Origin of the sequence: Caballeronia fortuita, assembly GCF_001544835.2 — a bacterium.
Classification (GTDB): domain Bacteria; phylum Pseudomonadota; class Gammaproteobacteria; order Burkholderiales; family Burkholderiaceae; genus Caballeronia; species Caballeronia fortuita.
The window spans coordinates 182,549-196,162 of sequence record NZ_FCNX02000002.1 but is presented as its reverse complement, the minus strand read 5'-3'; the positions used below and the strand labels follow the sequence as shown (position 1 = coordinate 196,162).

At 66.2% G+C, this 13,614-nt stretch carries 12 protein-coding genes; 8 read left to right on the top strand and 4 right to left on the bottom strand.

Annotation, left to right across the window (positions count from 1 at the left end; translation table 11 throughout):
* The first annotated feature begins 12 nt into the window (after positions 1 to 12).
* Genes AWB77_RS05175 through AWB77_RS05160 form a run of 4 tightly spaced genes read left to right on the top strand, consistent with a single transcriptional unit; the run spans position 13 to position 4,915 of the window.
* Positions 13 to 993: an ABC transporter permease gene (locus tag AWB77_RS05175; protein ID WP_061133323.1), complete on the top strand. Its 981-nt coding sequence runs from the start codon at positions 13 to 15 to the stop codon at positions 991 to 993.
* Between the two features lie 20 nt (positions 994 to 1,013).
* On the top strand, positions 1,014 to 1,973 hold the full coding sequence (locus AWB77_RS05170; RefSeq protein WP_061133322.1) for an ABC transporter permease: 960 nt from the start codon (positions 1,014 to 1,016) through the stop codon (positions 1,971 to 1,973).
* A gap of 16 nt (positions 1,974 to 1,989) precedes the next feature.
* Positions 1,990 to 3,678, top strand: a complete 1,689-nt coding sequence (locus AWB77_RS05165) for an ABC transporter ATP-binding protein (protein ID WP_061133321.1) — start codon at positions 1,990 to 1,992, stop codon at positions 3,676 to 3,678.
* Between the two features lie 34 nt (positions 3,679 to 3,712).
* Positions 3,713 to 4,915: an acyl-CoA dehydrogenase family protein gene (locus tag AWB77_RS05160; RefSeq protein WP_061133320.1), complete on the top strand. Its 1,203-nt coding sequence runs from the start codon at positions 3,713 to 3,715 to the stop codon at positions 4,913 to 4,915.
* Between the two features lie 155 nt (positions 4,916 to 5,070).
* On the opposite strand, the gene AWB77_RS05155 is transcribed toward AWB77_RS05160, so the two are convergent.
* Both AWB77_RS05155 and AWB77_RS05150 read right to left on the bottom strand, forming a co-directional pair.
* Positions 5,071 to 5,709, bottom strand: coding sequence for an NADPH-dependent FMN reductase (locus AWB77_RS05155; RefSeq protein ID WP_061133319.1), 639 nt, complete (start codon positions 5,707 to 5,709; stop codon positions 5,071 to 5,073).
* 252 nt (positions 5,710 to 5,961) lie between these two features.
* Positions 5,962 to 7,146 carry an acyl-CoA dehydrogenase family protein gene (locus AWB77_RS05150; RefSeq protein WP_061133318.1) on the bottom strand — a complete coding sequence of 395 codons (1,185 nt, stop codon included), beginning with the start codon at positions 7,144 to 7,146 and terminating at the stop codon, positions 5,962 to 5,964.
* Between the two features lie 231 nt (positions 7,147 to 7,377).
* On the opposite strand from AWB77_RS05150, the gene AWB77_RS05145 reads away from it, so the two are divergent.
* Complete coding sequence (locus AWB77_RS05145) at positions 7,378 to 8,136, top strand: MetQ/NlpA family ABC transporter substrate-binding protein (protein WP_244158471.1); 759 nt, start codon at positions 7,378 to 7,380, stop codon at positions 8,134 to 8,136.
* 28 nt (positions 8,137 to 8,164) lie between these two features.
* On the opposite strand, the gene AWB77_RS05140 is transcribed toward AWB77_RS05145, so the two are convergent.
* Together AWB77_RS05140 and AWB77_RS05135 are read right to left on the bottom strand one after the other, a co-directional pair.
* Positions 8,165 to 9,550, bottom strand: coding sequence for an LLM class flavin-dependent oxidoreductase (locus AWB77_RS05140; protein WP_061133317.1), 1,386 nt, complete (start codon positions 9,548 to 9,550; stop codon positions 8,165 to 8,167).
* Positions 9,551 to 9,579: 29 nt separating this feature from the next.
* Complete coding sequence (locus tag AWB77_RS05135; RefSeq protein WP_061133316.1) at positions 9,580 to 10,824, bottom strand: acyl-CoA dehydrogenase family protein; 1,245 nt, start codon at positions 10,822 to 10,824, stop codon at positions 9,580 to 9,582.
* A 217-nt stretch (positions 10,825 to 11,041) separates the two neighbouring features.
* Between AWB77_RS05135 and AWB77_RS05130 the strand changes: the two genes are divergently transcribed.
* The 3 genes from AWB77_RS05130 to AWB77_RS05120 are packed head-to-tail and all read left to right on the top strand — an operon-like array spanning position 11,042 to position 13,556.
* Positions 11,042 to 12,457, top strand: coding sequence for a YeiH family protein (locus AWB77_RS05130; RefSeq protein ID WP_082852584.1), 1,416 nt, complete (start codon positions 11,042 to 11,044; stop codon positions 12,455 to 12,457).
* A complete protein-coding gene (locus AWB77_RS05125; RefSeq protein ID WP_061133315.1) occupies positions 12,454 to 12,687 on the top strand; it encodes a hypothetical protein in 234 nt (77 codons plus the stop codon). The genes AWB77_RS05130 and AWB77_RS05125 overlap by 4 nt, the downstream gene beginning before the upstream one ends.
* A gap of 38 nt (positions 12,688 to 12,725) precedes the next feature.
* Positions 12,726 to 13,556 carry a CmcJ/NvfI family oxidoreductase gene (locus AWB77_RS05120; RefSeq protein ID WP_061133314.1) on the top strand — a complete coding sequence of 277 codons (831 nt, stop codon included), beginning with the start codon at positions 12,726 to 12,728 and terminating at the stop codon, positions 13,554 to 13,556.
* The last annotated feature ends 58 nt before the right edge of the window (positions 13,557 to 13,614 follow it).

Here is a 13,614-nt window from a genome sequence, read left to right as displayed (position 1 = left end):
GGATCGGCACCGATGAACCGACGCACGCGCTTCGCCGCCATCGCGCGACGCACCGCATGGCAAGCCCTGCCGACGATGCTCGCCATCGTCGTCCTGAACTTCTTCCTGCTCAAGCTGATGCCCGGCGACGCCGCCGATGTGCTCGCGGGCGAAGCGGGCTCCGCGACCGCCGAAACGCTGCAGGCATTGCGCGCGAAGTTCGGCCTCGATCAGCCGGTGCTGCATCAGCTCGGCGCGTATCTGTCGCATCTCGCGCACGGCAGTCTCGGCTATTCGCCGCGATACGACGCGCCCGTCATGCAGCTTATTCTCTCGCGTCTGCCGAACACTTTGCTGCTGATGGGCACCGCACTCGCCCTTGCGATCGTCGCGGGCATCGTGCTCGGCGCGGTCATGGCGCATTGGGCGGGCAAGTGGCCGGATCGCGTGTTGTCCGTGCTCGCGCTTCTGCTGTATTCGACGCCCGGCTTCTGGATCGGCCTGCTCGCCATCGTGCTGTTTTCGGTGCATCTCGGCTGGCTGCCGAGCGGCGGCGATATCACCGTCGGCGCGTCCCTGCACGGCTTCGCGTATGTTGCGGATGTCGCGAAGCATGTGCTGCTGCCGGCCGTGACGCTCGCGACTTTCTTCGTCGCCATCTATGCGCGTCTGACGCGCGCCGCGATGCTCGAAGTGAAGCGCCAGGATTTCGTGCGTACCGCGCATGCGAAGGGACTGCATCCGCTGCGCGTCACGGTGCGTCATGTGCTGCGCAACGCGCTGATGCCGCTCACGACGATGGTCGGCATTCACTTCGGCACGCTGCTCGGCGGCGCGGCGGTAACTGAGACGGTGTTTAGCTGGCCGGGCCTCGGGCGTCTCGCGCTCGACGCCGTCATGGCGCGCGATTTCAGCGTGCTGCTCGGCGTGCTGCTGCTTTCGTCGCTGCTCGTGATCGTCGCCAACGTGGCGGTCGATCTGCTGCAGGCGTGGCTCGATCCACGCATCGTCTGACTCATCGAACCCGAGAACGCATGGCTTCCGATTCCACCGAACTCGCTTCATCCGGCCACGGCTCGGCCTGGCGGCGTCAGCTCGCCGGCGCGCTGTTCGGCGCGCGGCGCGCTCAACCAGCGCCCGACGCCTACGCTCACGCATCGCGCGGCGTGTGGCGCGCGCTGCTGCGCAATCCGTCCGCGCTCGCGGGCATCGTCCTGCTGACCGCGTTCATCGCGCTTGCGCTGAGTGCGCCGCATTTCTTTCCCGGCGATCCGCTCGATATGGTCGCCGCGCCGTTCGAATGGCCCGGCAGCGATCCGCTATACCGGCTCGGCACCGATTCGCTCGGCCGCGATGTCGCGGCAGGCATAGCGCACGGCACGCGCGTATCGCTGCTGATCGGCGCATCCGCGGCGGGCATCGGGCTCGTCATCGGCACGCTCGTCGGCGCGATCGGCGGCTTCTTCGGCGGCGTCATCGACGATCTTCTGGTCCGTGTCACCGAGCTCTTTCAGACCGTGCCGTCGTTTCTGCTCGTGATCGTGATCGTCGCGATCGGGCGGCCGAGCGTGACGGTGATCGCGCTGGCCATCGGCATCGCTTCGTGGCCGACGGTCGCGCGTATCGTGCGCGCCGAGTTCCGCACGCTGCGTTCGTCCGATTTCGTGCTCGCCGCGTGCAGTCAGGGCTTTTCCGATGCGCGCATCATCTTCGGCGAGATTTTGCCGAACGCGCTGCCGCCGGTGATCGTGACCGCGTCGGTGATGGTCGCAAGCGCGATCCTGATCGAGTCTTCGCTGTCGTTTCTCGGCATGGGCGACCCGAACGTCGTCACCTGGGGCGGCATGATCGGCGCGGGGCGCGATGCGCTGCGTACGGCGTGGTATCTGACCGCCGTGCCGGGCGCGGCGATCGTGCTCGCGGTGCTCGCGCTGAACCTGCTCGGCGATGGCCTCAACGACGCACTCAACCCGCGCATGCGCGAACGTTCCTGAACCCGAGACCTGTCCCGTGGCGAATCTTCTCGAAGTGCGCGATCTGCGCGTGAATTTTGGCGCGCTTCGCGCGGTGCGCGGCATCGATCTCGACATCGCCGAAGGCGAGACGCTCGCGCTCGTCGGCGAGTCCGGCTGCGGCAAATCAGCGACGGCGCTCTCGCTCATGCGGCTCGTGCCGGGGCCGGGCCGTGTGACAGGCAGCGTCCGTTTCGACGGGCGGGACGTGCTCGCGCTGAGCGCGCGCGAAATGCGCGATCTGCGTGGCAGCGAGATTTCGATGATCTTTCAGGAGCCGATGACATCGCTCAATCCGGTGCTCACGGTCGGCGCGCAGATCGTCGAGACCTTGCGGCGGCATGAAGCGTTGTCGAAGGAAGCGGCGATGAAGCGCGCCGTCGAACTGCTCGATCTCGTGCATATTCCTGAGCCGCACCGGCGCGTCTTCCACTATCCGCACGAGTTGTCCGGCGGCCAGCGCCAGCGCGTGATGATCGCGATGGCCGTTGCATGCCGCCCGCGTCTGCTGATCGCCGATGAACCAACCACCGCGCTCGATGTCACCATTCAGGCGCGCATTCTCGAATTGCTCGCGGAGTTACGGCGCGATCTTTCGATGTCGCTGCTGCTCATCACGCACGATCTCGGCGTCGTCGCGGAGCACGCGGATCGCGTCGCCGTAATGCTTGCGGGCGAGAAGGTCGAGGAAGCGCCGGTGCGCGAACTCTTCGAGCGGCCGCAACATGCGTACACGCGCGGGCTGCTGGGCGCATCGCTGAACGTGGCGACGGAGTTGCATTACCGCGACTGGAAGCTGCCGGAGATTCGTCATGTGCAAGGCGCCGATGGCAAGCCCGCGTTCAACGTGACGCCGCTTGCGCCTGTCAGCGCGCCGGAAACGCCATTCGACGACGACGCGCCGCTGCTCTCGGTGCAGCATCTGACGGTCGAGTATGCGCATCGGCATGGCAAGGGCGCGCTGCGCGCCGTCGACGACGTGTCGTTCGATATCGCGCGTGGCGAAACCGTGGGCCTCGTCGGCGAATCCGGCTGCGGCAAGTCGACGCTTTCGAAAGCGATCCTGCGTCTCGTGCCTGCGTCGAGTGGCGCGATTCGCCTGCGCGGCGTCGATCTCGCGCCGCTGAGCGAACGCGCGTTGCGTCCGCTTCGCGCGCAGGTGCAGATGGTGTTCCAGGACCCGTATGCGTCGCTGAATCCGCGCCGCAGCGTCGGCGATATTCTCGATACGGTGATGACCGTGAACGGCATCGCCGATCCGCGCGAACGGCGCAGACGCGCAAGCGCCATGCTCGATCGCGTCGGCCTGCCGAGCGTCGCTCTGAATCGCTATCCGCACGAGTTTTCGGGCGGCCAGCGGCAGCGCATCGGCATTGCGCGCGCGCTCGTGCTGGAACCTGCGCTCCTGATCTGCGACGAACCCGTGTCCGCGCTCGATGTGTCCATCCAGGCGCAGATACTCAATCTGCTCGTCGAGTTGAAGCGCGACCTCGGGCTCGCCTATCTCTTCATCTCGCACGATCTTTCGGTCGTGCGCTATATCGCCGACCGCGTCCATGTGATGCATGGGGGGCGCATCGTCGAGAGCGGAGATCATCGCGAGATATGGCGCGCGCCGAAGCATGCGTACACGCGCACGCTGCTCGATGCGATCCCCGGCAAACGATTCGACGCGCAGGCCGCGTAGAGCTTGCATCAAGACCATAGGAACTTCACGTCACATGTCGGATAGAAACCAGAAACTCGAAGCGGCGCTCGCCGCGTTGCCTGAACTGGCGAAAGCCATCGGCGAAGATGCGGCCGCTCGCGAGGCGCGCCGCGAACTGCCGTTCGAGGCCTTTGCGCTGTTTCGCCAGTCGGGACTCGGCACGTTGCGCTTTCCGCTCGAATGGGGCGGACTCGGCGGCTCGCTGGAAGACGTCTTCGAGGTGATCGCCACGCTCGCCGCGCACGAAAGCAACGTCGCGCACGCGTTGCGCATTCATTTCGACCAGACCGAGGCGCTGCTGCTTTCGCCGTCCACGCCGTTCAACGCATTGCAGATCAGGCGTGTAGCCGAAGGCGCGATCTTCGGCGGCGCATCGACGGAAGCGGGCACGTCGCGTCCTGGTGAAATCACGACGCAACTTCGGCGCGAAGGCGATCACTTCCGTCTGAGCGGCCGCAAGTACTACGCGACGGGTACCGCCTTCTCGGACTACGCGCGACTCAACGTGCAGGACGAACACGGCGAAGCCGCGATAGCGGTCGTGCCGGTTCGGCGCGAAGGGCTGCGCGTGCTCGACGACTGGGACGGCATGGGACAGCGCATGACCGCGAGCGGCAGTCTCGAGTTCGACGATCTCATCGTGTACGCCGACGAAGTCGCGCCGCGCGTGCAGACGACGCTCGCGGGCCGTCACGGCGGCGCGCTGCGTCAGTTGCATCTGGTGGCGGTGGCGGCGGGCATCGTACGCAACGTCGTCGCAGATGCCGGGCGCTATGTGCTGAAACATGGGCGGCCCGTGCTGCATAGCGCGGCGCCATCGGCGCGCGAGGATGCGTTCATTCAGCAGGTCGTCGGCGAACTGAGCGCCAACAGTCACGCAATCGATGTGCTCGTGCGCGACAACGCGCGCGTGCTCGAACGTTCGTCGCAGGCGATCCGCAACGGCGATGCCAACGCCGGCGCGCTCGTGCTCGAAGGCGCGCTCGCGACGGCGCGCACGCAGATCGTTGTCAGCAAGCTTGCATTGAGTGCCGCGGAGCGCATGTTCGAGGCGGGCGGCGCATCGGCGACGGCGCGCGCGCATAACTTCGATCGTCACTGGCGCAATCTGCGTACGATCTTCAGCCACAATCCGCTGCTGCACAAGGCGCGGGTGATCGGCGATTACACGCTCAACGGCGTGACGACGCATCTGACGGAAGGGCGCGTGTTTTGACGATCTGCGCGGATCGCGTCATGCAAGGCTGCATTCGATAGTCAGCTCGTCATGCGCTGCGCGATTCGCCGATTGGCGCGCATGACGAGTCTCGGCGCCGTATCGAGCGCAAGCCGCTTCTCGAAAGCGGCCGAACGAGTGCAATGAACGCTGTGTCAGCGCTGTGCGAGAACGACATCGCGCCCGACGTCATGCCACGCATCGGCCCGCTGCGCGCCGAACGCCAGCGCGAAGTCGGATGCCTGCTGGCCTACGGTGCGAAGCTGATCCACGACCTTCGGGTCCGAGCAGGTCTGTGCCGTTTCGAAGCGCGTTTCCAGCGTATTGACGGCAGCGCCGAAGGGCGTCGGCCAGCCGCGCAACGCATGCACGATGGAACGCAGCGATGTCAGCACCGTGCCCGCCGCCTGCCATCCATACGCGGTGACGATGCTGCCCACGGCGCGGCCGTCGAGGTAAGGACGTTCGTCGTCGCGCAGTTCCTCGAGCGTGTCGAGCGCGTTCTTGACCAGCCCGGAGATGCCGCCGTGATAGCCGGGCGTCGCGATGACGAGGGCATCGGCGGCGCGCACGGCTTCGATCAGCTCGCGTTGTGCGGCGGTGAGTTCACGCGTTTCGGGCGCGTAGTGGGGCAGGCTGTACAGGAACGCGCCGCCGAAGAGACGCGTGCGAGCGCCGGATTCTTCCGCGCCTCTGAGCGCAAAGCCGAGCGCGCGCTCGGTGGACGATGCGGGGCGCGTAGTGCCGCCGATGCCGACGACGAGCGGCCGGCGAACAGGTTCGATACGGGACAAGATGACAACTCCGGACGGGGCGGGTGCCGCGCGGTGTTTATTCAGCGGGCGGCTAAGAATGACCATCATAGCCAGCCGATCCCGGAATCGGAACGCATGAATCGAGCTAAGGTTATGCGATGTTGCCGCGCTGCCGGGGGCGTTGGCCCGACTCGAGCAATGGGCCGACATCGCGCGGATCGGGCCCGTGCAAAAACGCAGATGCACCGGGGCGAGCGGGTGCGCGCCGCGCCATGCCGGACAGGCATCGTCTTACGAATAGAACGACGGCTTCGGAATTCGTCCGTTGAGTGCCCAGTCTCCCAGCTCGCGCACCTTGTAGTCGAGCGGATCGTGCAGTGTGTGCACGCGCACGTTGCGCCAGAAGCGGTCGAGCCGCAACGCCGCCGTGGTCGAGCGCGCGCCCGTCACTTCGAACATGCGATGCGCGACGTCCAGCCCCGCGCGCGCCGCCGCCACCTTCGCCGAGGCGACTGCCACGGCCACTTCGCCGCGTTCGCTTTCGGTGAGTGCAAGGCCGCGCTCCCACGCGCGATCGAAGGCCTGCATCGAACGTTCGACGAGCAGACGGGCACCTTCGAGCGCGACGAAGAAGTCGCCGAAGTGCACGATCACGTATGGGTCCTCCGCAGGACGTTCGGCCTGCGAGGCAATCCACGGCCGCGTCTGCGAGAGCGTCGCGTCGCGCGCCGCCTGCAATGCGCCTTCGCCGATGCCGAGATAGATATGGCACAGGATCGACTGCGCGAGCAGCGGCCGCAGCGTCGCGAACGGGCTGGAAAGCGGTCCGGGATTGAGCAGCAATTCGTCCGCCGCGATGGGCACGCGCTCGAAGATCACCGTGCCGCTGTCGGTCTGGCGCTGCCCCATGTTGTCCCAGTCGTCGAGCACGGCGATGCCCGCGCGATTCGTCGGCGTGACGCCGATCAAGAGACGCCCGTCGCCATCGAATGCGGACGCGAGCAGCTGGTCCGAATCGCGGGCGCCGGAACAGAAGCTCTTGCGGCCATCGAAGAGATAGCCGCCGGCGTCTTCGGCGTTGCTTGGCAGGGCGCGCGTGCTCTTGTCGAGCGGGTTGAGCGCGTTGCCCCAGAACCAGCCTTGCGCGACGGTCTCACTCGACCAGTGATCGATCTGTGCGTCGCTACCGAACAGGCGGATCGTTGCGAGTTGCAGATGATGGAACGCGAACAGATGCGCGAGCGAGCTGTCCACCTGAGCCATGCGTCTGACGACATCGAGCGTCGTTGACCATGGGGCGCCATCACCGCCGTACTCCACCGGCAAGGACAGCCGCAGCAGGCCGCTCTCGCGCAACAGGCGGCGCTCGTGAAAGGCGGTGCCGCCGGCCTTGTCGCGCGCGGCGGCGGTTTTCGCCCATTCGCGCAGGACCGCTTCCAAAGGCTCGGACCACGGGGCGTCTTGAGTGCGGGTCATTGCAGTGTCTCCTGTCGATAAAGGGTGCGCCGCGATCGACGGCGTGCTTTTGCGTCGATTCGGAAGACCATAGATAAATACATTGGTTTGGCCCGGACGTGCCGATTTGTAAGCTTGTCGCGCACCATGACGATAACCGCTTCGCGGCTCCAGGGCGCGAAGCAAGAGGAGAATCCAATGAACAAGTTTCATGCATTGCGGGCCGGCGTGCTGGCCCTCGTGTCGAGCGCGATGATCGCATCGCTCGCGCAGGCCGCCGACCCGAACAAGCCCGAGATCCGCTTCGGCGCGACGGCCGGTCCCTACTCGGATCAGATTCGCTACGGTATCAAGCCCCAGTTGGAGAAGGAAGGCTACAAGGTGACGATCGTCGAGTTCAGCGACTACGTGCAACCGAATCTCGCACTCGCCGACGGCGCGCTCGACGCCAACGCCTTCCAGCACGAGGTGTATCTCAAGAAGTTCTCGGCGGATCACAAGCTCGCGCTCTCGGAACTCGTGAAAGTGCCGACCGCGCCCATCGGACTCTATAGCCACAAGCACAAGCGTCTCGACGAACTCAAGGACGGCGCGACGGTGTCGCTGCCCAACGACGTCACCAACCAGGCGCGCGCGATCATCCTGTTGCAGCAACTCGGCTGGGTGACGCTCAAGCCGGGCGTCGATCCGGTGAAATCGTCGGAGCGGGACATCGCGTCGAATCCCCACAGGATAAAGCTCGTGCCGCTCGAAGCCGCGCAACTGCCCCGTTCGCTCGACGACGTCGACTATGCCTTCGTGAACGGCAACTTCGCGCTCGCGGCGGGCCTCAAGCTCAATGACGCGCTTCTGCTCGAGAAGATTCCGCCGTATTACCTGAACCTCGTCGCGGTGCGCACGGCCGATCTGAACAAGCCGTATGTGACCGACATCGCGAACGCGTACCGGTCGGCGGAGTTCGCGCGCGTGATCGAGCAGCGCTTCGCGGGATTCTCCAAGCCGGCGCAGTAAAAAGGGCGCGTCGCGACGGTCGCGGCGCTCATTGCCCCTGTCCGGAAAAATCGCGAAACCCGGCGGCCGTATGACGCGTGCCGAGCCGCGCGCCGCCGCCGAATAGCTTTTCGCGCAGCGTGCCTTCCGCATATGCGGTCTTGTAGATGCCGCGCGACTGCAATTCGGGAATGACGAGATCGATGAAGTCCTCGTAACTTTCCGGCGTCACGGTGCGCGTGAGATTGAAGCCGTCGATGCCGGCTTCGTCGACCCAGGATTGCAGCGCGTCGGCCACCTGAACCGGGTCGCCGACGATCGTCGTGTAGCGGCCGCCCAGTTGCATCTGTTCGAGCAGATGCCGCACCGTGACGCCGCGCTTGCCGTCGGTCACGCGCTGCACCGACGATTCGATGCCGCGTCCCTTGTGGCCGCCTGGCGGCGCGAGTTCGTCATCGGGCGCGTAGGTCGAATAGTCGATGCCGCTGCCCGCCGCGAAGTGTGCGAGACCCGCCTCGGGACTCGCGTAACGCGCGTACTCGGCGAACTTCTCTTCGGCTTCGCGCTGCGTGCGGCCCACCACGACGGTGATGCCCATGATGATCTTCAGGTCGCGCGCATCGCGTCCGGCTTCGACGGCCTGCGCGCGCAGCGCGTTCACGAGCTTGCGCGTGCCTTCCTTGCTCTGGCTCGACACGAACACGCATTCGGCATGGCGCACCGCGAACGCCTGGCCGCGCCCCGACGATCCCGCCTGGAACAACACCGGCGTGCGTTGCGGCGACGGCTCGCACAGGTGATATCCCTCGACGTCGTAATAGCGGCCGCGATGCCGCACCTTGCGCACTTTCGCTGGATCGGCGAACACGCGCGCCTCGCGGTCGCGCGGCACCGCGTCGTCCTGCCAGCTTCCTTCCCACAGCTTGTAGAGCACGTCGAGATACTCGTCGGCGCGATCGTAGCGCTCGTCGTGCGCGATCATCTCCGTTGCGCCCATCGCGCGGGCGGCGCTGTCGAGATAACCGGTCACGATGTTCCAGCCGATGCGCCCCTCGGTCAGATGATCGAGCGTCGAGAAGCGCCGCGCGAGCAGATAGGGCGCTTCATACGTGAGATTCACGGTGATCCCGAAACCGAGGTTCTGGGTCGCGGCGGCCATCGCGGAGACGAGCAGCATCGGGTCGTTGACGGGCAACTGCACCGACTCCTTTAGCGTGACATCGACCGATTGCCCGTAAACGTCATACACGCCGACAATATCCGCGATGAACAGCCCGTCGAACAGGCCGCGCTCCAGCAGCCTTGCGAGATCGGTCCAGTAGGAAAGTTTGCGATAGTCCGTCGAGCGGTCGCGCGGATGGGTCCAGAGGCCATGATTGATATGGCCGACGCAGTTCATGTTGAACGCGTTGAGAATGATGTGCTTCTTGCTCATGAAGGGGCGTGGGGCGAACGAAGGAAAAGTCAGGCCACGCCGATGCGCCATTGTCCCGGCGGCAGCGTGCCGTTCACGGCGAAATCGCCGACGATCCGGTCCACGTAAATGCGCGGATTGTGCGACGCGATGGTGCGCGCGTTGCGCCAGTAGCGGTCGAGTCCGGCGGTGCGCAGCGTCGCGGACGCGCCGAGCGCGTCGAATACGCTCGCGCTGGCGTCGAGAACGAGTTGCGACGCGACCGTCTGCGCCTGCCAGATCTCGATCTCCGTTTCCGCGATGACGGCGAGGGCATCCGGACTGTCGAAGGATGCCACCGCGCGTTCGAGCGCGCGCGCTGCCTGCGCGACGATCGCGCCGGCGGTCCAGGCGTGTGCGCGGGCGCGGCCGACCACTTGCAGCAATTGCGGATCGTCGGCGGCGCGCGTGCTCACCGCGTGGCTGTAACTGCGCTTGCGCGCGGCGATGGCGGCTGCCGCATCGCTCGCGACGGCGCGGCCGATGCCCGCGAGCGTCGCCAGATGCACGAGCTGATAGAACGCTTCGGAGTACGGAAACGGCGCGCGGCCCGCGACGATCTCGCGTTTGTCGACCGTCACGTTGTCGAAGCGGCTGGTGCCGCTCGCGGTGAGGCGCTGGCCCATGCCGTCCCAGTCGTCGATCACGTCGACGCCCGCCGCGCGACGGTCGACCGTGACGGATACCGCGTCGCCGTTTGCATCGGTTGCGCCGACGTGGATCCAGTCGGCGAAAAGCGAGCCGGTCGTATAGAACTTCGTGCCGTTCAGGTGCCATCCGTTCGCGTCGCGCGTGAGACGCGTCGCGAACTGGCTGCGCGGCGCTTCGCCCGTCTCGGACCACGCCGCGCCGACGATGGCGCCCTTCGCGAGCCGGCCGAGCCAACGCTCGCGCCGTTCGACAGGGCTGTCGAGCGCGTGCTCGATAAAACCGAAGTGCGCGCGCAGCGCCTGCGTGATGTTGGAATCGGCTTCCGATAACTCAATCAACAATTCGAACAATTCGACGAGACGTACGCCCGGACCGCCATGATCGGCCGGCACGCGCAAGGACGTGAAACCGGCGTCGCGCAGCCAGGCGATTTCGTCTGCGGGAAGACGGCGTTCGAGTTCGCGCGTGACGCTCTGTGCGCGGATGCGCGCGAAGACGGGCCGAAAGCGCGCGGCGAGCGCGGCGTAATGCGCGGTCGGACCGAGGCCCCACGCAGCGCCGACGGCGACGCCGGAAGGCAAGGGCGCGTTGCGATCGAAAGGCATGGCGCTCCGATGTGATTCGTGAAACCGTCGATTATCTGCAACGGGCGCGCCAGAGCTAAACGATGAATCGTCAGAAGCTAAGCGCGCTCGTCGCTAATCGACGCCGCGCAGCCGCGGGCTTGATCGATCGCTATATTCAAAGACAAAAAAGTCATTTCCGCCGCGCGGTGGACGATTTCATACTGAACCGCTACACCAGACACAAAGGGGAAATACGATGAGCGAGAGATCGATTGCCCGCGAAAGCGCCGGCGGACACGCGGTGACGGCGAGCGAGGCGCGCCGGCCGTTCGGCACGGAGGACTGGTGGGCGGTCGCAATCGGCTTGCTGGCGATCGTGGTCGCGTATGCGCTCTTCGCGTCGGGCGGCAGCATCAAGTGGCTCGCCGTCGCGCCTGCGAAGTGGTCGGACATCGGGCAGCTCGCGGGCGATCTCGGCAAGCATGCGGGCGGCTACGTTGCGCTCTTCATCGCGTTCGCGGCGGTGTTCTCGGTGGCCATCGCCGCGCTGGGCCTGCCGATCGGACAATTTCTCGCGGGCTTTCTCGTTGTCTTCATCGTGTCGACGGCCATCTTCGCGGCGGGGGCGTGGGCTAAGGCGAGCAGCTATAACCTCGAGCCGCCGCTCATCGCGCTCGCGCTCGGGCTGATCGTCTCGAACGTGTTCCGCTTGCCCGCCTGGCTCGCGCCCGCGTTGCGCGTCGAGTTCTATATCAAGGTCGGGATCGTGCTGCTCGGCGCGACGCTGCCGCTGACGCTGATCGTGTGGGCGGGACCGGTCGCCATCGGGCAGGCGACCATCGTCTCGCTCGTGACGTTCTTCGTGATCTACGGCGTCGCGCGCGCGCTCGACATCGACAAGCGTTTCGCGGCGGTGCTGGGCGTGGGCGGCGCGGTGTGCGGCGTATCGGCGGCCATCGCGATTGCCGGCGCGGTGCGCGCGCGTCGCGAGCAGGCGTCGGTGGCAATCACGCTCGTGGTCATCTGGGCGATCGTGATGGTCTTCGCGCTGCCGGCCATCGCGCGCGCGCTCGGGCTGCCGACGGGTATCGCGGGCGCGTGGATCGGCACGTCCGAATTCGCCGATGCCGCCGGGATCGCCGCCGCACAAGCCTATGGCGATTTCGCGCGCCATGCGCCCGGCGTCGTGGCCGGCGCGCCCGATGCGTCGCTGCAAGCGTTCGTGCTGATGAAGGTCGTCGGCCGCGACATCTGGATCGGCATCTGGGCCTTCGTGCTCGCGATCGTCGCGACGACGCGCTGGGAGCGCGATACGGCCGACGGCGTGCAGGCGAATCCGCGCGCGCGAGAGATCTGGACGCGCTTTCCGAAGTTCGTCATCGGCTTCGTCGTCGCGTCGGCGATCGTCACGTGGATCGCATCGCATTACACGCTCGCCGACTATCGCAGCGTGGTGACACCCGCGTTCGTCGCGCCGATCGTCGCGCTGCGCACGTGGGCGTTCACCTTCTGCTTCCTGAGCATCGGCCTCACGACGCGCTTCTCGACGCTCGCGGGAACCGGCGCAAGACCGCTGGCGGCGTTCACGGCGGGCGTCGCGGTGAACGTCGTGATCGGCTATCTCCTGTCGGTGCATCTGTTCGCGCCGTACTGGTCGGCGCTCGGGCAATGAACGCCCCGGCATGCGAACACTGCCGGCACTGGGCCGACGACCGGGCGCTGCTGGAGAAGCGCATACCCGGCCTCGCGTCGTTCGGTTCGGCGTATGGCGCGAGCGTCGGGGAGAGCCGCCTGTGCCTGCATCACGACCGCCTGACGATGCCGCGCGATCGCTGCACCGCGTTCGCCGCGTGCAATGCATTGCAGAAAAGCTTCGTTGTGGAACCGTTCCCGCGAGCCTAGATTCGATGTGTCGAATTGAGCGAGCGGGGCGTGCAATCATGAGCGATGTCGTCATCGAGCAGCCGGTCGAAGTCGAGGCCGGGCTGAACTATCTCGTGCCCACGGGCGTGAAGCCCGCGTCCTACGCTTACGATCCGCCGCCCGGCGTGCCGCGCAGGACCGGCGAATATCGCACGCATGCGGTGAGGATCTCGAATGCGCGGCTGCGGCCGCCGCCGGGCGGACTGTCGCTCGACCAGAACGGTTTCGAGTTGCATCGCGAAGCGAGCGCGCTCGGCGATTTCTCCGACGATGCCGCGATTCGTTCGATCTACTATCCGCAATCCGAGCGCCTGCTGAAGCAATGGACAGGTGCGAAGCGCGTCGTCATCTTCGATCACACGCTGCGGGACGGTGCGGCCGCGCGCGCGAACGGCGTGAAGGAGCCGGTGCATCTGATCCATAACGATCAGACCTTCGTTTCCGGGCCGCGCCGCGTGCGCGACCATCTTCCCGCCGATGAAGCCGACCGGCTGCTGCAAGGGCGCTTCGCGATCGTCAATCTGTGGCGGCCTGTGGGTGAAGTGGTGGAATCGTCACCGCTCGCATTGTGCGATTCGCGCAGCATCGACGAACGCGATGCCATCGCGCAGGACTTCATCTATCCGACGATGACGGGCGAAACCTATGCGTTCGTGTTCAACCCGCGGCATCGCTGGTACTACTTTCCGCTGATGTCGCCCGACGAGGCGCTGCTCATCAAGATCTACGACTCGGCGGGCGACGGCGTCGCGCGCTTTACCGCGCACACGGCCTTCGACGATCCGGCATCGCCGCCCGATGCGAGGCCGCGCCGCAGCATCGAGTTGCGCAGCCTGCTGTTCTTTTGAGCGGATCGTGCGAGGGGCGTATCGACAGCGTCAACGTGGGCGTTCTTCGATTGATCCG